Raw genomic sequence first — 25,770 nt, forward strand, 5'->3', positions numbered from 1 at the left:
ACGAGGATCCGCCGGGCCACGGGCGAGCCGCGCCAGAGGACTGAACACGCTGGACACCAGGTGCGACCGGCCGCCCTGCGCTGACCGGGACCGTCATGGCCGGCCGGTAACTGCCCGCCGGTCAGGGCCGGCCGGCACAGGCCACGTCGAGGTCCCACAGGATCACGTCGAGCGCGTGGGGACTGATGGTGTGCTCCCCGTGCGTGGCGTCCTCCAGGAGCTCCCAGTGGCCGTTGCCGATGATCTCGATCCGCTGGCGCACCACGGGTTCGTAGCTGCGGTGCCCGACGCCGTTGAAGCAGCAGGCGTCGAACCGGTTGAGGATCTGCATCTGCCGCCGGTCGCGGCCGACGGCGGCCAGGGCGTACAGGTCGGGCCAGTCGCAGATCCCGTAGAACGCCGGGTGCCGGTCGCGTCGTTGCTCCCAGTCGCCGGTGGTCGGGCTGGGCTTGGGCGGCGCGGAGCGCAGGAAGAACGGCAGGGATCCGGCGGTGGGATAGCTGCGGGTGATCCGTGGGTCGAGCGCGGGGTAGACCGTGGTCGCCCAGCCGCCGCCGGAGAGCCCGATCATCTGGAGCGACGGCGGGTCGTACGTCCGCACGAGGTGGTTGACGGCGACGGCGAGGGGTTCGAGGAAGAGGCGCAGGGTGGAGAAGGTCTCGCTCTCCCAGGGCTCGAACTCGTTGTGGTTGCCGACGGTCACCGTGGTGCCGGGGTCCGCCGGGTCGCGCATCTCCTTCGGGTTCCAGTGGTAGAGCGGCATGGCGCACAGCAGGACGCCGTACCCGGCGTCGACGAGCGCCTGCGCGGTGCGCTGCATGGTGTCGAGGGGTTCGCCGTGCCCGTTGTGGTAGAGCGCGAACCGGCCGTGCGCGCCGGCCCGTCGGGGCAGCAGCAGATAGGCGTGCCAGCGCAGTCCGTAGGGCAGCTCGACGGTGAGGCGGTCGATGCGGCGCAGACCGGTGAAGGCGGGCAACTCCGTGGCGGAGACGGCCTGTTCGACGGTGGGCAGGGTGTCGGGCAGCCGTCCGTCGGCGGACTTCCAGACCTCGGCGACCAGACGCTGCCGCAGCGGTGCGATGTCGCTCGCGGCGTGCACGGTCATGAGCTGTTCGACGTCGACACCCACGACCTGCTGGGGCATCGCCTTGTAGTCGATGCTGTGGGCCGCCGCGACGTCCTGGTCGACGGGGGCGACGGGGCGCGGCCGGGAGCCGGTGGCGGCTGACTGCGCGACCGCGGCGGGCGCGGTGGCGCCGACGAACGCACCGGTGCCCGCGGCGCTCACGGCACCGAGCAGGGTTCTACGGTTCAGGGCGGACATGACGTGGCCTCACTTCCCTTCCGTACGAGCTGACTTGGGGCGTGGGTCCCAGCCGTCGAGGAGCTGGGCCGGGTCGCGCCACCGCTCGGCCTCGGCGGCATCGAGCTGCCGGGAGCAGGCCAGGCGCGCGCTGGTGTCGACGGGCCGCCCGTCGAGGGTCCTGCTGCCGTACTCCCAGAACCGCAGCTGCTGACCCGACGTGCAGTCGAACCCGGTGAGGCCCCAGCCGACGGGTGCGATGTGGGCGTCCATGGCGGTGTCGATGAACACGGCCTGGCTGGCCGGGAAGCGGCTGTCGATGCGACTGAGCAGCACGCTGCCGTCGGCCACCGAACTCCCGCGGGTGAGGCGGGTGTTGACGAAGACGTTGCCGGGCCCTTCGGGTGCGTTGCGGACCTGGCTGAGGTAGCCGAGGTCGAGGGCCTTCAGCTCGGAGTCCTGCATGAAGACCCCGCCGGTCCCCCAGACGAAGTCGACGTCTCCCTCGATGTAGCTGTCGGTGACGAACGCCCTGCCCTGCAGTCGCAGGCTGTCCTGGAAGCTCAGGACGCGGACGTGGTCCAGGACGATCCGGTCGCCGTTGCCGCGGAACGCCTCGGCCTGCGAGCCGCCCTCCGGGGTGAGGTTGTGGACGGTGACGTCCTGGATGCGGAAGTCGTCGGCGTCGACGCCGAACGCGGCGCGCCAGCAGTTGAACCGGTCCGGCTGGGGCAGTACCCGGCGCGGGCAGTAGCTCTGCTCGGGCGGTACGTCGGCCATCGCCGAGTCGCCGTTGAGCACGCTGTTGTTGGGGTAGCCGATGACGGTGCGGCCCGCGCCCGCGCCGCGCAGCCGCAGATGGGGCCGGTCCTGGCCGACGTACACGATCTCCCGGTACGTGCCGGGCGCGACGTCGATGGTGACCTTGCGGGTGTTGCCGTGCGGGACGAAGTCGACGGCGCCCTGCACGGTGCAGAAGTCGGCGCCGCCGGCCGCGTCCACGCTCAGCTCGGTACTGCCGGGCCGCGGTCCGCCGGCCGTCCGGAACCGCCAGGTGCGGGGCGAGTCGATGCCCTGGTGACCGCGGAAGAAGCCGGGGTCGACGGTGACGTAGTACTCCTGTCCCGGGTCGAGGGGGTGGTGGGGCAGGACCGTGGCCGTACGGCCGTCCACGACCACGGGCTCGTAGGTCCAGCGGTGCGGCTCGCCGTAGTCGGACCGGGCGTCGCCGATCAGCCGCTGGTACGTCGCGGGATCGGCGAGGTCGACGACGTCCGCGACGCCGTCGTCGGCGGCCCGGTGCACGGTCAGCCGCCCTTCTGTCCCGAGCTGCACCGCCGAGCCGAAGGTGAGCCGCAGCGGAGTATCGGCGCAGACCGGCCGCGCGACTCCGCTGGGAGCGAGCCCGACCCGCGCGTCCGTGGCGACGGCCGGGGCGGCCGTGGCGGGAGGGGCGGTGGCCAGGGGAATCAGCAGGGCGGCCAGGAGGGGGCCCGCGCGCAGCAGGGGGCGGATCGGGGACACGAGCTGTCGGAACATCGATCTCATGGAAGCTGCTCCTCATCTCCGGCATGCCTGTGGCATGCCAGTGATGGAAGCACAGCGGAACGGTGTCTGAGAACCCCTGGGGCTTCAGTCAACTAGGCGTAAGGTGCGGCGAGTTGCACCCGGATCACGCGAGTCGGACCGTTCCGGTGGGGGGCATGTCGTGTGGTTCGCCGGCGCGGGCGTCGCGAGGCCGCGGGGCGACGTCCGCACCGGTGGTGTGCCGGATCACGGCCCGACGGGGCGGATCAGGCCGTGGGGAGCTTGTGGATCAGGCTGGTGAGTTCCGCGAGCTCCGTCTCCGTGAGGTCGGTGAGCGGCGGGCGGACCGGGCCCGCCGGGTGGCCCGTGGCGGTCATGCCGGCCTTGACGATACTGACCGCGTACCCGGCCTGCCGGTTGCGGATCTCCGTGTAGGGGAGGACGAAGTCGGTGAGCATGCGGGTGACGGCGTCGTGGTTGCGCGCGCGGACCGCGGTGTAGAAGTCGAGGGCGAACTCGGGCAGGAAGTTGAAGATGGCCGACGAGTAGGTGGTGACGCCCAGTTCGAGGTAGGGCAGGGCGAACGTCTCGGCGGTGGGCAGGCCGCCGATGAAGGTGAGCCGCTCGCGCAGTCGGGCGTAGATGCGCGTCATGGTGTCGATGTCGCCGACGCCGTCCTTGTAGCCGATGAGGTTGGGGCAGTTCTCGGCGAGGCGGGCCACGGTGTCGGCGGAGTAGACGGCGTTGGCGCGGCTGTAGATGACGACGCCCAGGGACGTGGAGCGGCAGACCGCCTCCACGTGGCGGGCGAGCCCTTCCTGATTGGCCTCGGTCAGGTAGGGCGGGAAGAGCAGGATGCCGTCGGCGCCGGCCCGCTCCGCCGCTGCGGCGTGCTCGATCGCGGCGGCCGTGCCGTATCCGGCCGGGGCCAGGATCGGCGTGTCGTCGGGGGCGCTGTCCGCGGCCGCGGTGACGACCCGTTCGACCTCCGCCGCCGTGAGCGAGAAGAACTCGCCGGTTCCGCCGGCCGCGAAGAGCCCTCCCACGTCGTACTTGGCCAGCCTGACGATGTTCTCCCGGTAGGCGTCCTCGTCGAAGGACAGGTCGCTCTTGAAGTGCGTCACGGGAAAGGAGAGCAGTCCGGAGCCGAGGCGCGTGCGCAGGTCGGCCGGAGTGTAGGACGTCGTCATGGGTTACTGCTCCTGAGGATCAGGTCGGATGGGAGGAGTGACGGCGCATCAGGGCGGGCGCCGGTCGGGCGGTGGTTCCGGCGCGGGCAGCGCGGCTGTCCATGACTGCGCTGCCCGCACCGGGGTCCATGGGGCACCGGAGCCCGCTGTGGGCGGTGGGTGGGCCCGTCGGTTCGGGCCCGTCGGCGGGCCGTCAGGGGCGCGAACCCACCTCGTGCTCGGCGACGGTCCAGGCCCTGGCCTGGTCGCTCAGGGTGAAACCGAGCCCGGGCCGGGACGAGACGTGCATGCGCCCGTCGTGGATCTCGAGGCGCTCGTTGAACAGCGGCTCCAGCCAGTCGAAGTGCTCGACCCACGGCTCGATCGGGTAGGCCGCCGCGAGGTGGAGGTGGATCTCCATGGCGAAGTGCGGGGCGAGCTGGAGATGGTGGTGCTCGGCGAGGGCGGCGAGCTTGAGGAACTGGGTGATGCCGCCGATGCGGGGAGCGTCGGGCTGGATGACGTCGGCCGCGTTGTGCCGGATCAGCTCGACGTGTTCGGCGACGCTGGCCAGCATCTCGCCGGTGGCGACGGGGGTGTCGAGCGACGCGGCGAGTGCCGCGTGGCCCTGCGCGTCGTAGGCGTCGAGGGGCTCCTCGATCCAGACGAGGTCGAACCCCTCCAGGGCGCGGCCCATGCGCTGGGCGGTGGGCCGGTCCCACTGCTGGTTGGCGTCGACCATGAGCGGGACGTCGTCGCCGATGTGCTCGCGCACCGCGGTCAGGCGCGCCAGGTCGAACTTGCCGTCGGGGTGCCCGACCTTGATCTTGATGCCGCCGATGCCGCTGCTCAGCGAGGCGCTCGCGTTGTCCAGGACCTGCTCGGTGGGCGTGTGCAGGAATCCACCCGAGGTGTTGTAGCACCGCACCGAGTCGCGGTGCGCGCCGAGGAGCTTGGCCAGCGGCAGTCCGGCGCGCTTGGCCTTGAGGTCCCACAGCGCCACGTCGAAGGCGGCGACGGCCTGGGTGGCCAGACCGCTGCGGCCGACGGAGGCGCCCGCCCACACGAGCTTGGTCCAGATCTTGCCGATGTCGCTGGGGTCCTCGCCGATCAGCGTGTCGGCTATCTCCTTGGCATGGGCGAACTGGCCGGGACCGCCGGCCCGCTTCGAGTAGCTGAAGCCGACGCCTTCGTACCCCTGCTCGGTGACGATCTCCACGAAGAGGAAGGCCACCTCCGTCATCGGCTTCTGGCGGCCGGTCAGCACCTTGGCGTCACTGATGGGCGTGGCGAGCGGCAGCGTGACCGAGGAGAGTCGCAGCCAGGCGATGCGGTCGAGGGTGGCCTCGCCGGCGGTGTGAGCGGTGTGAGCGGTCGTGTGTGTCGTGGTCACCACTTCGTGTCCCTTGGGTCGGTGCGGGTGGGGGGCGTTCGGGCCGGCGAGGGAGGACCCGCGAGACCGGCTGCTGCTCTCCCCGCCACCGCCCCGTGGCGCGGTGTGCGACTTGAGGAGCGCCTTGCCGAATACGGTCGACGCTACGTGTGTGATTGATTTACGTCCAACATAAGTTTTGGATGTACCCATACAAGGAGAGCATCATTGTTCACGCTGACCCAGCTCACCTGCTTCGTGGCCGTGGCGGAAGAACTGCACTTCACCCGGGCCGCGGAGCGTCTGAACATGACGCAGCCGCCGCTGAGTCGGCAGATCCAGATCCTGGAGGGGGAACTGGGGGTGACGCTGCTGGACCGCACCAACCGGACGGTGCGGATGACGCCCGCCGGCCGCGCCTTCCTCGCGGAAGCCCGCCGCATCCTCCGCCAGGCCGAGCACGCCGCACTCGCCGTACGCCAGGTCTCCACGGGTGAGGCCGGTGCGATCGCCGTCGGCTTCACCGCCGCCAGTGCCTACTCCGCGCTCGGCGAGCTCCTCCAGAGCGCCCGAGCGGCTCTGCCCGAGGTGGAGATCGTCCTGCAGGAGCTCGTGACCCGCGATCAGCTGGAGGCGCTGAGCGAGGGTTCGCTGGACCTCGGGCTCATTCGCCCCTCGGCGGTCGGCGCCGATCTGATGGCGCGCACCGCGGTGCGCGAGGGACTGGTGGCCGCCCTGCCGACCGGCCATCCGCTGGCGGCGGACACCGGCCCCATGGAGCTGTCGGACCTGGACGGCCAGGACTTCCTCATGTACTCCCCCGTCGAGGCCCGGTACTTCCACGAGTTGCTGCTGACCACGTTCCGCTCCGCCGACGTGCGGCCGGTGTTCACCCAGTACCTCAGCCAGGTGCACAGCATCCTCGCCCTGGTGAACACGGGTTGGGGAGTGGCGCTCGTCCCGGAGGCCGCCGCGAAGATGCAGCACTCCGGCGTCGTCTACCGCCCCCTGCACCTGCCCGGACAGTCGCGCCCCGTGGAGCTGGACTACGTGTGGCGGAAAACGAACGACAATCCGGCACTGCTGGCCCTCCTGCACCACCTGTGAGCCGAGACCGACCCTCCCTCCGACACGCCCACGGCATACGCACGACACGAGTTGGTCATACAGAAGCGGTATCGCACGCAACAAAATTCGACATGGACGTGTATCGAAAGGGTCTCTACGGTCAACTCAGCCACCACTTCTGTGGCTCGGACCACATACGGCAGTGCAGCCGTACCCCCTAGGTCTAGGAGACCGACCATGCCCGCTCTCGACCGGCAGGACATGCCGGCGACCGCCGTCCCCGTCGGCACCGCCAAAGCCGGCCGCATCAGGTATCTGATTCTGGCCATGCTGTTCGTCGTCACGACGATCAACTACGCGGACCGCTCCACCCTGTCGATCGCCGGCGACTCCATGCAGAACGACCTGCACATCAGCTCGGGCGAGCTCGGCGTGCTCTTCTCGGCCTTCTCCTGGTCCTACCTCGTGGCCCAACTCCCCGGCGGCTGGCTGCTCGACCGCTTCGGCTCCAAGAAGGTCTACGGCATCGCGATCTTCCTGTGGTCCGTGTTCACGATGCTGCAGGGTGCCATCGGCTTCTTCGCCGGGGCCGCGGTCGTCCTGCTGTTCGTCCTCCGCTTCGCCGTCGGCTTCGCCGAAGCGCCCTCCTTCCCCGGCAACTCCCGCATCGTCGCCGCCTGGTTCCCGACCAAGGAACGCGGCTTCGCCTCGGCGCTGTTCAACTCGGCCCAGTACTTCGCCACCGTGGCCTTCGCCCCGCTGATGGGCTGGCTCGTCACCGCCATGGGCTGGGAGCACGTCTTCACGGTCATCGGTGGCGTCGGCGTCGTGCTCGCCCTCGTCTGGACCAAGGTCATCTACGCGCCCCGCAGCCACCCGCGCGTCAGCCAGGGTGAACTGGACTACATATCCTCCGGCGGCGCCCTGGTGGACATGGACGCCCCCACCGCCGAGCAGGACATGGCCGCCAAGCAGGCCTCGTCCGGCAAGGAGAACCTGCGGCACATCGGCACGCTGCTGAAGAACCGCACCACCCTGGGCGTCTTCGTCGGTCAGTACTTCATCAACACCATCACCTGGTTCTTCCTGACCTGGTTTCCGGTCTACCTCGTCCAGGAACGCGACATGAGCATCCTGGAGGCCGGCTTCGTCGCGTCGCTGCCGGCGCTGTGCGGCTTCATCGGCGGCGTCTCCGGCGGCTGGATCTCCGACCGGATCGCCCAGCGCGGCACGAGCCTCACGGCAGCCCGCAAGATCCCCATCGTCACCGGCCTGCTGCTGTCCACGAGCATCATCATCTGCAACTACGTCAGCGCCTCGTGGCTCGTCGTCCTGATCATGTCCCTCGCCTTCTTCGGCAAGGGCATGGGCGCGCTCGGCTGGGCCGTCATGTCCGACGTCGCCCCGAAGCAGATCGCCGGGCTCGCGGGCGGCCTGTTCAACACCTTCGGCGCGGTCGCCGGCATCGTCACCCCCCTCGTCATCGGCTACATCCTCGACGCCACCGGCTCCTTCGACCTCGCCCTGGCCTTCGTCAGCGTCTGCGCCGCCCTGGCAGTGGCCAGCTATCTCGTCATCGTCCGCGAGATCAAGCGCGTCGAGCTTCCCGGCTACGAACCCGCCACCTCGGCCACCGTCTAGACACGGCGTCGGCGGCGTGCAGCTCATCGCGCCGCCGCTCCAACTGGTCGCCTGACCCAGTCCCTCAGGCGTGACCGGGCGGAGGACCGAGGATCTCGATGCGGTGGCGAGCGGCGGCGTGACCGAGGGCAGCGGGATCGAACGGCCCCGGATCGGGGAGCCGGTGCTCACCGGCAGGGACCCCGATGTCCGTGGCGAAGTCCTCGAAGCCGGAGGGCGTGGTGATCTGCAGGCAGCGCAGCGGCCCCTCCGGACCGACGACGAACGTGTGCGGCAGACCTACCGGCAGGAGGACGAAGTCCCCTGTCCGGGCCGCGAGTTCCTCCCCGTCGCAGAGGAAGCGAGCCGTCCCGGACAGGATGTAGAACATCTCGTCCTCTTCCAGATGCCGGTGCAGGGGCGGAGCGAATCCGGTCGGATTGAGGAACTCCGCCACGGTGAGTCCGCCCCGGGTCTGCGCTCCCGCGGCCTTGACGGTGACGAGGTTTCCGAGGAACCACAGGTCCTGCCCCTCGGCGCTCCCCAGGACGTACGGACGGTTGACGGACGACATGGCCGCCTCCCAATTGGAGAGACATCGTCTGATCAATAAAACGGTAGTATGTCGGAACATGGACGTCAACAGCAGTCCGGCCGATCGCGGGCGGCGCCGCTACGACTCGCCGCTCCGCGCCCAGCAGGCCCGTCGAACCCGTCAGGCGATCGTCACCGCGGCGAACCGGCTCTTCGTCGCCCGCGGCTACGCAGGCACGTCCCTCGCCGACATCGCCAGGGACGCCGCGGTGGCGCGGCCGACCGTGTTCTCCGCGTTCGGATCCAAGGTCGCCCTGCTTCGTGAGGTCGTGGACCAGGCGCTGGCGGGCGACGACGAACCGGTACCGGTGGCCGAGCGCCCCTGGTTCCGGCCCGTACGGGAAGGCCGGACGCCACAGGTGGTCCTGCGGGCCTACGCCGAGGTCTGCCGCGTCATCGGCGGACGTGCGGCCGAGATCTTCGAGGTGGTGCGTCGCGCCGCGGACGAGGGCCCCGAGCTGGCGGACCTGTGGGAAGCGATGCAGCGCAACCGACGGGCCGGGGCCGCCATGGTGATCGACCGCATCGAGGCGCTCGGCCTCGAAGCTCACGGGCTCGACCACGAGAGGGCGGTGGACGTCGTGTGGATGTTCAACGACCCTTCCCACTACCGGTCCCTGGTCCGGGACTGCGGCTGGACCGAGCGGGAGTACGCCGCCTGGGTCGCTGACCAGATGCACCACGGCCTCGGCGTCGATGCGTGACCACATCCCCATCACCACGGTGCGCGCCGACGACGCGGGCACGCCGTGCAGTCGCACCGTTGCACGACTTCAACGAGACTGTTAGGGGCAGCTCGGCGGTATGAGCCCACGCGTCGAGCGGCAATGACCCCAGCTCAGGAGGTCGGTGACCATGTCGGAATCAAGTGCCGGACGACTGCCGGGTTCAACGGGCGAGCACCAGGACGCACCGGTGACCGGGGTGCCCATGTTCGCCGGGTTGGCGTTGGAACTGAGCGGCTCGCTGAGTTTTCTCATGGGGATCGCCGGCATCGCCGGGGACAACCTCTTCCACGCGTCGCAGTACGCGTACCGGTTCAACCTGACGACGTGGGGCTGGGCCCATCTGGTGATCGGCCTCGCCCTGATCGTCACGGGTCTGGCCGTGCTCCTGGGCAAGAGCTGGAGCCGGGGGGCCGGTCTGGTGCTCGGCGCCGTCAGCCTGATCACCCAGTTCCTCTTCATCCCGTACTACCCCCTGTGGTCGATCAGCGTCATGGTGCTCGACCTGCTGGCGGTCTGGGCGCTCACCAGGTCCGGCACGTTCGCGACGCGCTGAGCCGCCTGGCGCGGCCGGTCCTCAGGCCCTCGGATGCTCAGGACGTCAGGCGGCGTGCCAGGCGATCGGAGTCCACCGCCGTCCAGTCCGGTGGCCCGGTGATCTCGGCCCATGCGCTGGTCGGCATGGCGCCGTACCGGTGTCCGTACCCCTCGGGGACCTCCGCCGCACCGGCCAGGTCGCAGGCCACCTGCCAGAACGTGACCAGTGGATACCACCGCATGGCGGGGGAAACGTCCCTGGCCCGCGGCGTGTGGAGCCAGTCCGGCTCGTGGAAGGCCAGACCGGGCGACCACCACACCACCGGATCCGAGCCGTTCTGGAGGTAGACCGCCCGCGGTCGCCCCCACCGGGTGTCCGGCACCGCGTAGTCCGCGGGGACCTGGGCGAACCGCACGCTCACCCCGTCGTCGAAGACCGGCCGCCACTGCGGACTGCCGGGTTGGCGGTCGTCGGTCACCCGGTTCCACAGGGGGTTGCTGTAGGTGGGGCCGACGAAGAGCGCTCCGTCCACCTTCGACGTGAGGGCGGCGGGTGATCCGCCGAGGGCGTTCTCCATGGCGTAGGAGCCCAGGCTTTCGCCGTAGACGAGCAGTTGGGGCCTGCTGTCCTCGGGCAGGGTGAGCCACTTGTCGTGCACCGCGTCGAACAGCGCCGCGCCGGCGTCCGCGGCCTCGTCCTCCGTGATGGCCGACACCCAGCTGGGCAGGTACGAGTACTGCATGGCTGCCAGGGCGCTGTCGCCGCCCCACATGTATTCCAGGGGCTTGCTGCCCTGCTCGTTGATCCAGCCGGTGCCGGTGGTACCCATCACGGCCAGCACCTTGCGGGTGAACCCGCCGGTGCGTTCCAGTTCGCGCACCGCCAGGTCGGCCCGTTCCTGGAGGGTGTCGGCCGAGCGCAGACCCACGTAGACTCGCACCGGGTTCTTGGCGGTTCTCCCCGTGAACGCTTCGATGTCCGCGCGCCGGGCGGTCTCTCCGATGAAGTCCCGCCCCTTGGCACCCAAGGTGTCCCACGCCGCCGCGGAGTGCGGGCTGCCGGACAGTGTGGGCAGATCCGGCTGCACGATGCCTTCGGTGGTGCCCTGGTCCGTCAGGGAGGCGGCGCTCTCGACGATCCCCAGCACCCGGTTCAGCAGGAAGCCCTGGGCGAAACCGATGCCGACGAGGGCGACGAGCGTGATGCCGATGGCGTACGCGGCGGGCCGTGGCACATGGACTCCGGCGGCGTTCGCCACGACCCGGGTCGCCAGGCGCACCGTCCGGGCCGCTCCCAGCAGGAGCAACGCCAGCAGGGCGGCGACGAGCGGCACCAGGGCCCACTGCCACCACACCACCTCGGGCGGCATCGACACCGCGCGGCGCACGTCGCCCTGCCAGCGCACGCTCCACGCCGTCATCACCACGACGGCCGCGACGGCGAGCGCGGCCAGCGCCCGCTGCGTCCATCGACGGCGGCCGGAGGAGGGAAGCAGTCCCGCACGGCGAACCATCCCCTGCGTGGTCGCCTGCAGGGTCGCGCCGACGGCATAGCCGAGGACTGCCGTGACGCCCGCCGCGATCCCCTGCAGCCACCAGGCACGGGGCAGCAGGGACGGGGTCAGTGACACACAGTAGAACGCCGCGGCCATCAGGCAGCCGCTCCAGCAGAGCCCTCTGAACACGACCCGTCCGGGCCCCGCGTGCCGATGGAACCAGGCCCGCGGCCTGCTGTGCACCTGATACGAGCTGTGCTCCACCACAGGCACCCCTCAGACCGCGCGTCACACCTTCACCGAGGTGTTCACGGCCACCCGCTCGGACAATTTGCCAGTAATGTCGCATTAATCAATGCTTCGCACTACTTGGAATACGCCTATCCGGTTCGCGGCCGACGAGGTGACCCACTCATGCAGGCCCCTTTTACCGGACGCCTTTCCGACGCCTCGGCCCTCGCGGGCGCGGTGGGCATCCTGGTGTTCGCCAATCTCGCCAACAACCTATGGTTCCCGTCCTGGATCCTGGTCACCGCGCCGGTCTGCACCGGACTGCTCGTCCTGCTGCTGTTCCGGGCCGGCGGGGACCGGGCCGATCTCGGTCTGGCCCGGGGCTCCCTGGGGACCGGTGCGCGCTGGGCTCTCGCCCTGATCGGCATCGTCGCCGCCGGCTACCTGTGCGCCGCCGTCCTCCCCGCCACGCGCCACCTCTTCGAGGACACCCGCAACGAGGGCCTGACCGGCGCCGAGGTGCTCCTCAAGTCGTTCGTCATGGTGCCCGTCGGGACGGTGCTCCTGGAGGAGGTGGCGTTCCGCGGCGTCCTGTACGGGCTCATCCTGCGGATGCGCGGTCCGGTCCCGGCCGTGGTGTGGTCGTCGCTGCTCTTCGGCCTGTGGCACATCCTGCCGTCGCTCGACCTCGCCAGCGACAAACCGGCGCTGAACTCCACGTTCGGCGGTTCCGTGCTCGGGACCGTCCTGGTGGAACTCGGCACGGTCCTCTTCACCGCGGCAGCCGGATGCCTCTTCTGTCTCCTTCGCCGGCGCAGCACCAGTCTGCTGGCGCCCATGGGTCTCCACTGGGCGACCAACGCCTGGGGATACGTGTTCGGGTACCTCATCGGCGCGCTCACGCACGGTTGACGCCCTCCGGGGGCGAGAACCGTCGCGCCGTGGGGAACAGGGCGGCCGCGGCCGGAGCCAGGAAGCAGGTCAGCGCGCACCCCAGCAGAACAGGTCCGGCGCCGAACGCGTCCACGGCGGGTGCGATGAGGGCGAGGCCGAGCGGGGCCAGTCCGTAGGAGAGCAGGAAGTCGAGGGACGAGACCCGGGCCAGTTTCTCGGGGGCGACCTCACGCTGCGTGGCGGTGAACCAGGGCACGTTGAACAGTTCGATGCCCATGCCGGCCACCGCGTAGGCGGCGACGACGACTGCGGGATGCACCGGCAGCATCAGGCTGAGCGGGGCGAAGCCGTAGACCGCCAGGCCCGCGAGGGCCGCCCAGCCCCGTGAGCGCGGCCGCCAGCGGGCGATGACCAGTGCGCCGCCGAGGGCGCCCACGGTGTACGCGGTGGTGGCGGCGGCGAGGACCACCTCGGTGCCGTACCGGTCGCGGCTGATCAGCGGCAGGGCCACGGCGGTCGCGGAGTAGCCCGTGGCGATCACGGCGGTGAGGGCGCCCAGTCCGGCGACGAACCAGGGGTGGCGGCGGGCCTCGCGCACACCGTCCAGGAACTCCTGCCGGAACGAGGCCCGTGCAGGCGTCTGCATGACGGCGGTGGTCGCGGCGGAGGGCTTGCGCACGCCGCGGCCCGGTACGAGTGCCGCGATCAGCCAGAGGGCTCCGATGCCCAGGAGCAGCGCCTGGACATCGAGGACCGTGGCGAGCAGGGCGGCCAGTGACGGTCCCGTCAGGGTGCTCACGCGGACCGCCAACGTCGTTGCGGCGTTGGCCTGTTGGCGCTGCCCGGCGTCGACGATCTCCGCGGTGAGGGCCTGGAAGGCGGGCCGGCACGCGCCCTGTCCCGCACCGGCGAGCAGGGCGGCACCGGACATCAGGAGCAGTGAGCGGCCCAGGCCGGCGGCCAGCAGTGGAGCGGCCACGGCCGCGGCCGTGGCGGACCACAGCACCACGGCTCGCCGCGAGTGACGGTCGGCCAGGACTCCCCCGACGGCCACCGCGCCGAGGAAGCCCGCGGTCCTCGCCGCCAGGACGAGGCCCAGGCCGCCGGCAGTGAGGTCGCGCTCCAGTACGGCGAGCCCGAGGACGAACGGCAGGGCCCACGTGGCGAGGCCCGACGCCGTGGTCCCGGTCCACAGGCGCAGGAACGCGGGGTCGAGCAGGACGGGCCGCGGGGGCGACGGGTCGGTGGTGGTGGGTGCCTGGGCCGGCGAGGTGGTCACGAGTGGGGCTCCTTCGGGGTCGGGGCGGCGGTCGGTGGGCGGCCTGTGATGTGTCGCGATCGGGAGTCGAGCAAGGCAGCGCCCCGCCAACGACACGGATTCACCTGCGCATTGGGACGGGGACGAGAGCCAGGCCACAGATCGGATCTTGGGCACGGACTAGCTTACTGAAAACGATTGTCGTTACAGTACCTTTCGGATCCAGGCCCCCGCATCGGGGGTGCCGGGGTTCCCGTGCTTCCCCCTGCCGTCATGCGCGCCACCGAAGCCGCGCCGACGTCGATCGACCTTGTCGCCGTCAACACCCCCTGAGGAGCAAGCCCCTTGGAACGCCGAACCTCCACCGGAGCCGCACTGTCGAGGCGGCTTCCGCCGCCGCTGCCCGCGGAGCAGAACATCACCCTCAACCAGCACAAAGCGGACCCGCACATGATCGTGCGGGACGCCTTCGGCCACGGGTTCCTACCCGACGTCGCCCATCTCCACGAAGGGCAGGACGCCGTTCTCACCTTCCTGTTCCGCACGACCCGCACCACCCAAGGAGCCTCCGCGTGAAGCACACCGACGACCTCTTCGCCGCCGCATTGGGCCGCGAACTGGGTCCCGATCCAGCGCAGTTGACGGCGACCAGCGTGTTCTGGATCCACCACGGCACCCGGCTCGCGGGCGGCGACGTGACGTATCTCAACCAGTACGTCCTCGTCCGGCTCGGCGGTTCCTTCGGCGGCTGCGCCTTCGAAGCGGGCGAGATCGGTCCCGAGGTGTGCCGTGCCGCCTCCGGCAGCCCTCTCGACGCACTGCTGCGGGACGGGCCACGGCCGCTGCGGATCGCCGCTCTCGACGCCTACCTCGCCGAGCTGCGGCCGCACCGCGACGCCGCCGACGCCGAACCCGTGACGCTTCCCGCGGGCCCGCCCGAAGTGCGTGCCGTCGCCCGGGACACCGCCATCGCCAGGCTCCTCGACCTCCCGCCGGGCGCCAGGGTCGGTCTCATCGGCGTCGTCAACCCGCTGGTCGCGGCCATCCGGGAGCGCGGCGGGACACCGCTGCCCTGCGACTTCAACCTGCGCACCACGCAGTGGGGCGACAAGGTCACCGACGACATGCACCAGGTCCTCGACACGGCCGACGCGGTGGTCGCCACCGGCATGACCCTCGGCAACGGCAGTTTCGACACCGTCCTGGAACGCTGCCGCAGCCGCGCCGTCCCCCTCATCGTCTACGCCCAGTCCGGCAGCGCCGTCGCCCGCGCCTTCCTCGGCGCCGGAGTGACCGCGCTGTCCGCGGAGCCCTTCCCGTTCTCCCAGTTCAGCGCCGAGCCGAGCACCCTGTACCGCTACCGCGCCGCGAGCCGCTCGTGACGGCAGGAACCCGCCGCCCCGCCCGTGACGCCGTACGGACCGGCACCGGGTACGCGCCCTGTCACCACGGCGAGATCCTGCAAGGCGTCTTCCGGGACGAACAGGGAGGTCACTGTCCGGGACTGGTCACGCTGCCCATGAACGAGCCGGGCACCCACGCCCGGTTCGTACCGCGCCACGGCGCGCTCACCGTCACCCCGGCCGACCGCACGAAGGCGCTGCGCGCGGCCGCCCTCACCATCGAGGAGTGCGCCGTCCTGCGCCAACAGGATGTGTGCGGTGGCGAGTTGCGGCTCACCGGGAGCATTCCCGTCGGCCTGGGCATGGGCAGCTCCACCAGCGACGTGCTGGCCGCGGTACGGGCCGTGGCCGACGCCTTCGCGCTGCACCTCGCGCCCGGCACCGTCACCCGGATCGCCCTGCACGCCGAACTCGCCTGCGACCCGCTGATGCTGGACGACCGTCCACGCCTGTTCGCCCAGCGCCACGGCCGGGTTCTCGAAGTCCTCGGCGAGACACTGCCTCCGGTCGTCATCGTGGGCTGCGCCATGGCCGGCGGCACCCCGGTGGACACTCTCGCCCTGCCCGCCCCCTCCTGCACCGACGCCGACATCGACACCTACGAAACGCTGCGCACCCACATACGACGTGCGGTCCGCGACCGTGATCCCCACCTGCTCGGGCACGTCGCCACGGCCAGCGCCCGCCTCGGCCAACTGCGCCTGCGCCACGCCGGGTTCGACACGCTCACCGCCCTCGCCGACCGCGCGGGCGCCGTCGGCGTGCAGATCGCGCACAGCGGCTCCGTCGCCGGAGTCCTCTTCGACCCGGCCGCCCCCGGCGCCCGCCGCCGCATTCACCGCTGCGCACAGGACCTGGAACGCGAAGGCCTGCCCGTCACCCGCACGTTCACGACCTTCCCCACCCCCGAGGAGTCCCCCCATGGACCAGCACATCGCCGAGGCGATCGGCCGCCCCGACCTGATACGCCTCGACGACCGGCTCGTCTGCCTGCGTTTTGAGACCATGAAGGTGGTCTCCGCCCTCGCGGCCGTGGAGCACCTGCTGGCCACCGGCACGGTGCGTCGCGGCGACACCCTCCTCGACAGCTCCAGCGGCATCTACGCCTACGCCCTGGCACTGGCCTGCCATCGCCACGACATGCGCTGCCACATCGTCGGATCCACCACCGTCGACCACACCCTGCGCACCCAACTCGCCCTGCTTGGAGCGACGTTGGAGCAGATGGAGCCGTGCGCCGACCTCAAGCTCGACCAGAAGCGGCGGGTCGCCCGCATCCAGGAGATACTCGCCGAGCACCCCGACTACCACTGGATGCGCCAGTACCACGACGACATCCACTACCTCGGCTACCGGGCGGTCGCCGACAGGCTGCGAGAGGAGCTCGGCGCGAGCGAGCTGCTCACGGTCGTCGGCGGCGTCGGCTCCGGCGTCTCGACCGGGGCGCTCGCCCGCCATCTCCGCGAGCCGGGCGGCGACGTGCGCCTCGTCGGCGTGCAGCCCTTCGGGAGCATCACCTTCGGCAGCGAGCACGTCGCCGACCCGGAGATCATCATCGCCGGGATCGGCAGCTCCATCCCGTTCGGCAACGTCCACCACAGGCAGTACGACGTCGTCCACTGGGTCTCGTTCGACGCCGCGCTCACCGGCAGCGTCGACCTGCTGCGCCGCCACGCCGTCTTCGCGGGCCTGTCCACGGGAGCCGGACACCTCACGGCACGCTGGGAACACGCCCAGGACCCGCGGCGCACCGTGGTGTTCATCGCCGCCGACACCGGCCACCGCTACGTGGACAGCGTCTTCGCCCGCTACCAGGGTGCGGCCCCGATCGAGGACCTCGCTCCGCGCGCGATCACCTCCCGGGACGAACTCGGCCTGCCCTGGTGCCGGATGAGCTGGGACGGGGCGGAAGCCCCCACCGCCGCGGTGGCGTAGCCGCATCCGCTCGACCTGTGCCACGACCCGCTCACCTCCATGGAAAGGGTGGCCGCATGCCCCCGCCCGTCACCTCCGAGCCGACCGCACCGACCGCACGCGCCGGTGACACCCGTCCGACACCGGCGCCGATTGACCTCCCGACGGCAACACCGGGCCGGAAGCGGCTCCTTGCCACCGGCCCCGGGCTGCTCCTGACCTGCACGGTTCTCGGTGCTTTGCTCGTCGTCTCCGTCGTGGTCGCCATCGGCACCGGCGCGGCCGTGATCCCCCCGGGAAAGACCGCCCGCTACCTGTGGGCCGCCCTCACCGGCGGGACGATCCGGGCCGACGAGGTCACCACGTACCAGATCGTCTGGCAGATCCGCACCCCCCGGGTTCTGCTGGCCGCGCTCGTCGGCGCCGGGCTGAGCGCCGTCGGCGTCGCCGTCCAGGCCATGGTGCGCAACGCGCTCGCCGACCCGTTCGTCCTGGGCGTCTCGTCCGGGGCGTCGGTCGGAGCTGTCACCGTCACGGTCACCGGAGGTCTGGCGGCACTGGGCCTGTACGCCGTCTCCGCCGGGGCGTTCCTCGGCGCGCTGGCCGCGTCGGTCCTCGTGTACGCCGCCTCGACGAGCCGCGGCGCGCTCTCCCCGCTGCGTCTCGTACTGACCGGCGTGGCCTTGTCGTTCGGGTTCCAGGCCCTCATGAGCGTCATCGTCTACCTCGCCCCCGACAGCGAGGCCACCAGCACCGTCCTGCACTGGACGCTCGGCGGCTTCGGCGCCGCCACCTGGGGTGTGCTGCCGCTCGTGACGGCCGTGGTGGCGGCCGGTCTGTTCGTCCTGCAGCGGCACGCGCGCGCCCTGGACCTCCTCGCGCTCGGCGACGAGACCGCCACCAGCCTGGGCATCGATCCCGACCGGCACCGCAAGGCGCTGCTCGTCCTGGTCTCCCTCGTCACCGGCGTGCTGGTGTCGGTCAGTGGCGCCATCGCCTTCGTCGGCCTGGTCCTGCCCCATGTGGTCCGCATGGTCGTGGGCGCCACCCACGCGCGCGTACTGGCCGTCGCGCCCCTGGCCGGCGCCGTGTTCATGGTCTGGGTAGACCTCGTCTCCCGCACCCTGGCCGCGCCGCGCGAACTGCCCCTCGGTGTCGTCACGGCCCTCGTCGGCGTGCCGGTCTTCATCGCCTTGATGCGGCGCAACGGCTATGCGTTCGGGGGCCGTTGAGATGGCACTGCGACTGGACGGCCTCTCGGTCGTCACCGACGGCAAGAGCCTGGTGCGCGACCTGTCCCTCGACGTGCCCGACGGCACCGTCGTGGGCCTGGTCGGCCCGAACGGCAGTGGAAAGTCCACCGCGCTGCGCTGTGTGTACCGGGCCCTGCGCCCCACGTCCGGTGCCGTCCGGGTGAACGGCGACGACCTCGCACGCCTGCCCCTGCGGCGCAGCGCGCAGCTGATCGCGGCCATGACCCAGGACGGCGCCGTCGACCTCGACTTCACCGTGGAGGAGGTCGTGGCCCTGGGCCGGGCGCCCCATCTCCGGGGTGCCCAGCGCCTCGGCCGGGACGAGCGCGACGCGTGCGCCGCGGCCATGGACCACCTGGGCATCGGCCACCTCGCCGACCGCGGCGTCCTGACGCTGTCCGGCGGTGAACGTCAGCGCGTCCTGCTCGCCCGCGCGCTCGTCCAGGACCCCGAGATCCTGGTCCTGGACGAGCCGACCAACCACCTCGACGTACGCCACCAGGTGCAACTCCTGTCCCTCCTGCGGCAGTCGGGGCTCACCGTCCTGGTCGTGCTGCACGACCTGAACCTCGCCGCGGCCGCCTGCGACCGGATCGGCGTGCTGTCGCAAGGTCATCTGGTGGCTGCCGGCACCCCCGGGGACGTCCTCACTCCCGAGCTCGTCCTGGACGTGTTCGGCGTCGGGGCCAGCGTCGTCCCCCACCCCCTGACCGGAGATCCGCAGCTCCTCTACTCGCTCGGCCCCGCCCACTGATCCGCCCTGCCGTCCCCGCCGTCCCCCACCGTCCCCTGCCATCGCCCTCCGTCACCCGCCGAAAGGTGCACCACCCATGTCCCGATTCCTCCCGTCCCACGCCTTGCGCCGACGCACCGCGCTCGGCTCGGCCGTCGCCATCACGGCGCTCCTGGTCAGCGGCTGCGGCGCCGCCGTGGAGTCCGACCCCAAGGCGGGCACCGCCAAGAAGGCCACCGTCGAACGCTGCGGCGAGCGCGTCACGTACACCGAACCGAAGCGTGCCGTCGCCTACGAGGGCGGCAGCGCAGACAAGCTGTTCAGCCTGGGCCTCACCGACCGGGTGCTCGGCTATGTGATGCCGCCCGCGAACCCGCCGGTGGAACAGTCGCCCTGGGCCGCGGAGTACGCCAAGGTCAAGAAGCTCAGCGACGACCTCCTCAACAAGGAGGTCGTGGTCGACGCCAAGGCGGACTTCGTGGTCGCCGGCTGGAACTCCGGCTTCAGCGACCAGCGGGGCATCACGCCCGAGATCCTCGACAGGCTGGGCGTGCAGAGCTTCATGCACACCGAGAGCTGCTTCAACTACCCGAAGTACCCGCAGAGGCTGACGCCGTTCGACGCCCTCTACTCCGACCTCGACCGGCTCGGCAGGATCTTCGGTGTGCAGGAGCGGGCCGAGAACGTCGTCGGCGAGCTCAAGCAGCGCGTGCGGGCCGTCGAAGCCAGAGCCCCCAAGGGCGAGCGCGTGCCCGTCTTCCTGTACGACTCGGGCACCGACCAGCCGTTCACCGCTGGCGGCCAGGTGCCGCCCACCGACATCATCAGGAGCGCGGGCGGCCGGAACGTCTTCGAAGACCTCGACCAGCGCTGGACACAGGTCAGCTGGGAGGCCGTCGCCACCAGTGGGCCCGAGGTCGTCGTCATCCTGGACTACGGCGACCAGCCCGCCGAGAAGAAGATCGAGTTCCTCAGGACCTCGCCGCACACGAAGAACCTGCCCGCGGTCAAGAAGAACCACTTCTTCGTCCTCGACTACAACGAGGGCATCAGCGGCCCCCGGAACATCGACGGCCTGGAGAAGTTCGGCACGTACCTGCGCTCCCTGAAGGACTGACGGGGGACGCCGCCGGCCCACCGGGCGACGGCCTGCCCCTCTCCTGACTCTTCTGAGCGTCGCGCTGGGCAGCGCGGGCACCGACGACGGCGTCGGCGCCCGCGCCAAGGCGCTCTCGGACGACAACGCGGACGTCAGTGCGTACACGTCGCGAGGCACGTACACCAACGCGCGTATCCAGGGCCCAACGTGTCGGCCATGGGTGGCCATCACACTGCACCCCCGCCACACCTGGCTCGCCTACACATGTCGCAGCCACCCCGACCGCCCAGATGATGCACGGCACACCGACGTTCCGGCCCGCCCTTCCCCACTCCCGGGCGTGTCCGTCTCATCTGGAGTCAGTCGTCATGACAGAGCCGCACTCCCCGTTCCGCCCCACCGGAAGCCGCCACCCCGCCAAGGGCCGCCGCATCACCAGAGGCCTGCGCCGCTGGGCCACTGCCGCCGTGGGAACCCTCGTGCTCACCGCGGGCCTGCTGGCCGCCGCACCCCAGGCGTCGGCCGCGGGCCTGACCCAGGTGACCGGGTTCGGGTCCAATCCCGGGAACCTGTCCATGTACACGTACGCGCCCGACAGCCTGCCGTCGGACGCTCCGCTCGTGATCGCCCTGCACGGCTGTACGCAGAGCGCGACCGACTACTACAGCAACTCGGGCTGGCCGAAGTTCGCCGACAGCTACGGTTTCGCGCTGGTCTTCCCCCAGACCAGCAGCTCGAACAACGCCAACTCCTGCTTCAACTGGTTCCAGACGGGCGACAGTGCGCGCGGTCAGGGCGAGGCGCTGTCCATCAAGCAGATGGTCGACAAGGCCGTCGCGCAGTACGGCAGCGACAGCCGACGGGTCTACATCACCGGGCTGTCCGCAGGCGCCGGCATGACCGCCAACATGCTCGCCGCCTACCCCGACGTCTTCGCGGGCGGCTCCATCGACTCGGGCCTGCCCGCCGGGTGTGCGACCAGCGTGTCCGCCGCCTACACGTGCATGTACAGCCCGGCGGACAAGACACCCGCCCAGTGGGGTGACCTCGTACGCTCCGCCGCGCCCGCCGGCACCACCTCCTGGCCGCGGGTGGCGATCTGGCAGGGCACCGCGGACACCACCGTCGTCCCCGCCAACGCCACCGAACTGCGCGACCAGTGGACGAACGTCTGGGGCATCGGCCAGACCCCGTCGCGCACCGAGAGCCTCGGCGCGGGCACCACGCTGAGCGTCTACGACGACACCGCGGGCAAGCCCGCCGTCGAGGTCTACTCCATCGCCGGCATGCAGCACGGCCTGGCCGTCGACCCGGGCAGCGGCGCCGAGCAGTGCGGCACCGCGGGCACCTACTACCTGGATACCATCTGCTCCAGCTACCACACCGCCCGCTTCTGGGGCCTCGACGGGGGCGGCGGCGGGGAGACTCCCGGCACGCTGCCCGCGCCCACGGGGCTGACGGTCTCCGGCACCACCGACACGACCGCCTCCCTGAAGTGGAACGCGGTGGACGGCGCGGCCTCCTACACGGTCTACCGGGGCGGGTCGAAGGTGGGCACAGCGACCTCCGGCTCCTACACCGACACGGGCCTGAACACCGGCACGGCCTACGCCTACACGGTGGCCGCCGTGGACACCGCAGGGGCCACCGGCGCGGTGTCCACGTCGGTGACCGCCACCACCACCGGCTTCACGCCCACGTGCTACACGGCGAGCAACTACCAGCACACCGTGGCCGGACGCGCCTACCAGAGCGGCGGCAACACCTACGCCAACGGTTCCCATGAGGCCATGGGCCTGTGGAACACCTTCACCACGCACACCCTCAAGCAGACGGCCCCCGACTACTACGTCATCGCGGACTCCGGCTGCTCGGCCTGACCTTCCGTGTACGAGTACGGCCCCGGAGGAGGCTTCCTCCGGGGCCGTACTCCGTCGTGGCGCCATCGGCGACGGCCAGGGCCTTCCTTCCGCCCGTCCGTCCGTCCCTCCCTTCATGACCCGTCTTCGCGATTCGAGCATGGGGACTCTTGATTCGAGCGTATGGAACAGGCATCGTGCTCGCAACAGCATTCAGGTTCACTGTTCGGGCGTCGAAGGGCACCTCATGGACGAGATCGACCGGGCCATCCTGCGGGAGTTGCAGGTGGACGGCCGGATCCCGTACGCCGATCTGGGCCCGAAGGTGGGCCTGTCGCCCTCGGCCGCGCGGCTCCGGCTCCAGCGCCTGATCGACGCGAAAGCGGTTCAGGTGGTGGGCGTCACCGATCCGATGACCATGGGCCGTCAGACGATGGCCCTGCTCGGCCTGCACATCGACGGCGACTCCCGGGCGGTGGCCGACGAACTGTCCCGGCACGACGAAGTCGTGTACGCGGTGCTGACCGCCGGGACGTTCGACCTGTTCGTCGAGGTCGTCTGCGCGCGGCCCCACGACCTGCTGGACTTCGTCAACGACGTCGTGCGCACGGTCGAGGGCGTCACGGGCGTGGAGAACTTCCCCTACTTCGGGATCCACACCCACCGCTTCCTGTGGCACGTCGACTGAGGCGTCCCCCGCCCCGATCCGCCACCACCACCGCCACGCACCGCGCACCCCCGTCGAGGACCTCGCCATGCCGCACCCGGAGCCCCGCACCATCGACTTCTTCGCCGAGGACGCGCTTCCCGCGCCACGGACCACGCCGGCCGAGGCCGAAGTCATAGCCGCTCAGCACCTCGGCATGGACGCCCGGGCGCAGCCGCTGGGGAGCCAGCAGGACGCCAACTTCCGCCTGCAGGACGAGGAAGGGGCGGTCCTGGCCGTCCTGAAGATCGCCAACCCGGCCTTCGGTCCGGTGGAGATCGAGGCGCAGGACACCGCCGCCGACCTGATCGCCGCCGCCCACCCCGACCTGCGCGTCGCCACGGTCCTGCGCCACCCGGACGGCAGTCCTCGCCGCACGCTGGTGGACAGCGACGGCGGACCGGCCGTCGCCCGGCTCCTGCGGTACCTCCCCGGCGGCGCACTGTCCGGGCCGCGACACCTCTCCCCCGGCACGGTGGCGGCAATGGGCACGATCGCCGCGAAGGTGAGCACCGCCCTGCGGGAGTTCCGTCACCCGGGCCTCGACCGCGTCCTGCAGTGGGACCTGCGGCACGCCGACCGCGTCGTCGCGACCCTCGCCGGACACATCACCGAGCCCGAGCGACGGGCCGCCGTCCAGGACGCCGCCGCCGAAGCATGGAAGCTCGTCCAGGGGATCGCCGACGTGCTGCCGCAGCAGGCCGTGCACCTGGACCTCACGGACGACAACCTGATCCGCCGGCCCGGCAGCCCCGTGCCGATGCCCGACGGCGTCATCGACTTCGGTGATCTGACGACGAGTTGGGCGGTGAGCGAGCTCGCCGTGTCGCTCTCCTCGCTGCTCCACCACGACGGCGTCGAACCGCATCACGTGCTGCCGGCCGTCCGCGCCTTCCACGCCCTGCGTCCGCTGTCCGCCGCAGAGGCCGAGGCGCTGTGGCCGCTCGTGGTGCTGCGTGCCGCCGGCCTCGTCGTGAGCGGGCGCCAGCAGGCCGCCGTCGACGCGGACAACGCCTACGCCACCGCCGCGCTCGACCGCGAGTGGCGCATCTTCGAGCAGGCCGTCCACCTCCCGACCCCCGTAATGACCCACCTCGTGCGGACCGCGATCGGTCTCACGGACACCCCGGCCGCCCCCGGTGTTCCCGAACTCCCGCTGCTGCGCGGCATCTCCGCGGACCGCATCGCCGTCCTCGACCTGTCCGTCGACTCCGACGCCATGGACGCGGGCGCCTGGCTCGACGCCGATGCCGAGGAGGCGTGCTCGGCCGCCGCGCTCGCCGACGGCGCCGCCGCGACGGCCACCCGGTACGCCCAGGCCCGGCCGAACCTCGGCCCGGCCCTGTCGACGCGTTCCGGCGCGACGGTTCCCACCGGGATCGACCTGCGGCTCGGCCGCGCGGCGGTCCTCCAGGCCCCTGCCGCGGGGCGGATCCTCACCGCACGCGCGGGGACCGTGGAGATCACCCACGGCTCCCTCGTCCTGACAGCGTCCTTCCCCACCACCGCCACACCCCTCGTCACCGACGGCGCGACGGTCCGGCCGGGCGACGACCTCGTCCACCTTCCCGCCGGAAGCCGGACCCACCTCTCCCTGCGCGCACCCGGCGGCCCCGCCGTCCCGCCCCTGGTACGTCCCGAACACGCCCCCGGTTGGCTGTCCCTCACCGCCGACCCCGCCCCGCTCCTGGGCCTGTCCACCGTCGACCGCACGCACGACGCCGACCTGCTGGAGCGGCGCGGCGCCGTGTTCGCGACGGTGCAGGAGCACTACTACGCCACTCCGCCCCGCATCGAACGGGGCTGGCGCCACCACCTGCTGTCCACCGACGGCCGCTCCTACCTCGACATCGTCAACAACGTCACCCCGCTCGGACACGCCCACCCCCGCGTGGAACAGGCCGTGGCCAGGCAGCTGCGGCGGCTCAACACCAACTCCCGGTTCCACTACGCCTCGGTGGTGGAGTTCACCGAACGCCTCGCCGCCCTGCTGCCCGACCCGCTGGACACCGTGTTCCTGGTGAACTCCGGCTCCGAGGCGGTGGACCTGGCCCTGCGGCTGGCCACCGGCGCTTCCGGCCGGCCCGACGTGGTCGCCGTCCGCGAGGCGTACCACGGCTGGACGTACGCCTCGGACGCCGTCTCCACCTCCCTCCAGGACAACCCCAACGCCCTGGCCACGCGCCCCGACTGGGTCCACACCGTGGACTCGCCCAACTCCTACCGGGGCCGCCACCGCGGACCGGACGCGGCACGCTACGCACCCCGGGCAGCCGCCGTGATCGACGAACTGGCCGCGGCCGGGCGTCCGGCCGGAGCGTTCGTCAGCGAGACCTTCTACGGCAACGCGGGCGGGGTCGCCCTGCCCGACGGCTACCTGACCGAGGTGTACGCGGCCGTGCGGCGGCACGGGGGCCTGGCCGTCGCCGACGAGGTCCAGGCGGGCTACGGCCGGCTCGGGCACTGGTTCTGGGGCTTCGAGCAGCAGCAGGTCGTCCCCGACGTCGTCTGCGTCGCGAAGGCGATGGGCAACGGGCATCCGCTCGGCGCCGTCATCACCTCACGGGCGGTCGCCGACCGGTACCGCGAGCAGGGCTACTTCTTCTCCTCCACCGGAGGCAGCCCGGTCTCCAGCGTCGTCGGCGTCACCGTCCTGGACACGCTGCGCGACGAGGACCTCCAGGGCAACGCGGTCCGCGTCGGCGGGCACCTCAAGCGCCGGCTCAGCGCCCTGGCGGACCGCCACCCGGTCGTCGGCACCGTCCACGGCTCCGGCCTCTACCTCGGCCTCGAACTCGTCCGCGACCGGGGCACTCTCGAACCGGCCACCGAGGAGACCGCCGAACTGTGCGAGCGCATGCTCGACCTCGGCGTGATCGTCCAGCCGACCGGCGACCACCTCAACATCCTGAAGATCAAGCCCCCGCTGTGCATCGACACCGAGGCCGCGGACTTCTTCGCCGACACGCTCGACCTGGCCCTGACCCAGCTCGGCCACGCAGGCTGACC

The 25,770-nt window shown here is 71.2% G+C and carries 22 protein-coding genes; 15 read left to right on the forward strand and 7 right to left on the reverse strand.

Annotated features, from left to right (window positions below; genetic code table 11):
* Positions 1 to 121: 121 nt before the first annotated feature.
* From RBJ77_RS51320 to RBJ77_RS51335, 4 genes are all read right to left on the reverse strand, one after another.
* Complete coding sequence (locus tag RBJ77_RS51320) at positions 122 to 1,324, reverse strand: hypothetical protein (protein ID WP_372351250.1); 1,203 nt, start codon at positions 1,322 to 1,324, stop codon at positions 122 to 124.
* A gap of 9 nt (positions 1,325 to 1,333) precedes the next feature.
* Positions 1,334 to 2,842, reverse strand: coding sequence for a pectinesterase family protein (locus RBJ77_RS51325; RefSeq protein ID WP_372351251.1), 1,509 nt, complete (start codon positions 2,840 to 2,842; stop codon positions 1,334 to 1,336).
* A gap of 254 nt (positions 2,843 to 3,096) precedes the next feature.
* Positions 3,097 to 4,020 (reverse strand): 5-dehydro-4-deoxyglucarate dehydratase, encoded by a 924-nt coding sequence (gene kdgD / locus RBJ77_RS51330; protein WP_372351252.1) that lies wholly within the window; start codon positions 4,018 to 4,020, stop codon positions 3,097 to 3,099.
* A 193-nt stretch (positions 4,021 to 4,213) separates the two neighbouring features.
* Positions 4,214 to 5,395: a mandelate racemase/muconate lactonizing enzyme family protein gene (locus tag RBJ77_RS51335; protein ID WP_372351253.1), complete on the reverse strand. Its 1,182-nt coding sequence runs from the start codon at positions 5,393 to 5,395 to the stop codon at positions 4,214 to 4,216.
* Positions 5,396 to 5,599: 204 nt separating this feature from the next.
* Here RBJ77_RS51335 and RBJ77_RS51340 point away from each other — a divergent pair, with 204 nt between their 5' ends.
* Positions 5,600 to 6,478 carry a LysR substrate-binding domain-containing protein gene (locus tag RBJ77_RS51340; protein ID WP_372351254.1) on the forward strand — a complete coding sequence of 293 codons (879 nt, stop codon included), beginning with the start codon at positions 5,600 to 5,602 and terminating at the stop codon, positions 6,476 to 6,478.
* Between the two features lie 198 nt (positions 6,479 to 6,676).
* Positions 6,677 to 8,080, forward strand: a complete 1,404-nt coding sequence (locus RBJ77_RS51345; protein ID WP_372351255.1) for an MFS transporter — start codon at positions 6,677 to 6,679, stop codon at positions 8,078 to 8,080.
* A gap of 64 nt (positions 8,081 to 8,144) precedes the next feature.
* Here RBJ77_RS51345 and RBJ77_RS51350 read toward each other — a convergent pair whose 3' ends face one another.
* A complete protein-coding gene (locus RBJ77_RS51350; protein ID WP_372351256.1) occupies positions 8,145 to 8,633 on the reverse strand; it encodes a cupin domain-containing protein in 489 nt (162 codons plus the stop codon).
* Here RBJ77_RS51350 and RBJ77_RS51355 point away from each other — a divergent pair.
* Positions 8,620 to 9,357, forward strand: coding sequence for a TetR/AcrR family transcriptional regulator (locus RBJ77_RS51355; protein ID WP_372351257.1), 738 nt, complete (start codon positions 8,620 to 8,622; stop codon positions 9,355 to 9,357). The two genes, RBJ77_RS51350 and RBJ77_RS51355, sit on opposite strands and share 14 nt — an antisense overlap.
* Before the next feature lie 151 nt (positions 9,358 to 9,508).
* Complete coding sequence (locus RBJ77_RS51360; RefSeq protein ID WP_372351258.1) at positions 9,509 to 9,934, forward strand: hypothetical protein; 426 nt, start codon at positions 9,509 to 9,511, stop codon at positions 9,932 to 9,934.
* A 37-nt stretch (positions 9,935 to 9,971) separates the two neighbouring features.
* Here the strand turns inward: RBJ77_RS51360 and RBJ77_RS51365 are convergent, their stop codons facing one another.
* Positions 9,972 to 11,567, reverse strand: coding sequence for an alpha/beta hydrolase (locus tag RBJ77_RS51365; RefSeq protein WP_372351259.1), 1,596 nt, complete (start codon positions 11,565 to 11,567; stop codon positions 9,972 to 9,974).
* A 258-nt stretch (positions 11,568 to 11,825) separates the two neighbouring features.
* Here RBJ77_RS51365 and RBJ77_RS51370 point away from each other — a divergent pair, with 258 nt between their 5' ends.
* The gene (locus RBJ77_RS51370; protein WP_372351260.1) at positions 11,826 to 12,554 is read left to right on the forward strand and encodes a lysostaphin resistance A-like protein; all 729 of its coding nucleotides are present in this window, start codon (positions 11,826 to 11,828) and stop codon (positions 12,552 to 12,554) included.
* Here RBJ77_RS51370 and RBJ77_RS51375 read toward each other — a convergent pair.
* Complete coding sequence (locus tag RBJ77_RS51375; protein ID WP_372351562.1) at positions 12,541 to 13,737, reverse strand: MFS transporter; 1,197 nt, start codon at positions 13,735 to 13,737, stop codon at positions 12,541 to 12,543. The two genes, RBJ77_RS51370 and RBJ77_RS51375, sit on opposite strands and share 14 nt — an antisense overlap.
* 402 nt (positions 13,738 to 14,139) lie before the next feature.
* Here RBJ77_RS51375 and RBJ77_RS51380 point away from each other — a divergent pair, with 402 nt between their 5' ends.
* The 10 genes from RBJ77_RS51380 (at position 14,140) to RBJ77_RS51425 (ending at position 25,768) form a co-directional block, all read left to right on the forward strand.
* Complete coding sequence (locus RBJ77_RS51380; protein WP_372351261.1) at positions 14,140 to 14,370, forward strand: hypothetical protein; 231 nt, start codon at positions 14,140 to 14,142, stop codon at positions 14,368 to 14,370.
* Positions 14,367 to 15,176: a Rossmann-like domain-containing protein gene (locus RBJ77_RS51385; protein ID WP_372351262.1), complete on the forward strand. Its 810-nt coding sequence runs from the start codon at positions 14,367 to 14,369 to the stop codon at positions 15,174 to 15,176. Before RBJ77_RS51380 ends, RBJ77_RS51385 begins: the two co-directional genes overlap by 4 nt.
* The gene (locus RBJ77_RS51390; protein WP_372351263.1) at positions 15,173 to 16,198 is read left to right on the forward strand and encodes a GHMP kinase; all 1,026 of its coding nucleotides are present in this window, start codon (positions 15,173 to 15,175) and stop codon (positions 16,196 to 16,198) included. Before RBJ77_RS51385 ends, RBJ77_RS51390 begins: the two co-directional genes overlap by 4 nt.
* The gene (locus RBJ77_RS51395) at positions 16,119 to 17,132 is read left to right on the forward strand and encodes a pyridoxal-phosphate dependent enzyme (protein WP_372351264.1); all 1,014 of its coding nucleotides are present in this window, start codon (positions 16,119 to 16,121) and stop codon (positions 17,130 to 17,132) included. The genes RBJ77_RS51390 and RBJ77_RS51395 overlap by 80 nt, the downstream gene beginning before the upstream one ends.
* A gap of 56 nt (positions 17,133 to 17,188) precedes the next feature.
* Complete coding sequence (locus tag RBJ77_RS51400; protein ID WP_372351265.1) at positions 17,189 to 18,343, forward strand: FecCD family ABC transporter permease; 1,155 nt, start codon at positions 17,189 to 17,191, stop codon at positions 18,341 to 18,343.
* Position 18,344: 1 nt separating this feature from the next.
* Complete coding sequence (locus RBJ77_RS51405; protein ID WP_372351266.1) at positions 18,345 to 19,118, forward strand: ABC transporter ATP-binding protein; 774 nt, start codon at positions 18,345 to 18,347, stop codon at positions 19,116 to 19,118.
* Between the two features lie 76 nt (positions 19,119 to 19,194).
* Entirely contained in the window at positions 19,195 to 20,214 is a 1,020-nt protein-coding gene (locus RBJ77_RS51410) for an ABC transporter substrate-binding protein (protein ID WP_372351267.1), read from the forward strand.
* Positions 20,215 to 20,564: 350 nt separating this feature from the next.
* Positions 20,565 to 22,076, forward strand: a complete 1,512-nt coding sequence (locus RBJ77_RS51415; protein ID WP_372351268.1) for a PHB depolymerase family esterase — start codon at positions 20,565 to 20,567, stop codon at positions 22,074 to 22,076.
* Between the two features lie 226 nt (positions 22,077 to 22,302).
* Positions 22,303 to 22,743, forward strand: a complete 441-nt coding sequence (locus RBJ77_RS51420) for an Lrp/AsnC family transcriptional regulator (RefSeq protein WP_372351269.1) — start codon at positions 22,303 to 22,305, stop codon at positions 22,741 to 22,743.
* Positions 22,744 to 22,810: 67 nt separating this feature from the next.
* On the forward strand, positions 22,811 to 25,768 hold the full coding sequence (locus RBJ77_RS51425) for an aminotransferase (protein WP_372351270.1): 2,958 nt from the start codon (positions 22,811 to 22,813) through the stop codon (positions 25,766 to 25,768).
* Positions 25,769 to 25,770 lie beyond the last annotated feature (2 nt).

Origin of the sequence: Streptomyces sp. KL116D (genome assembly GCF_030766975.1) — a bacterium.
Classification (GTDB): domain Bacteria; phylum Actinomycetota; class Actinomycetes; order Streptomycetales; family Streptomycetaceae; genus Streptomyces; species Streptomyces longispororuber_A.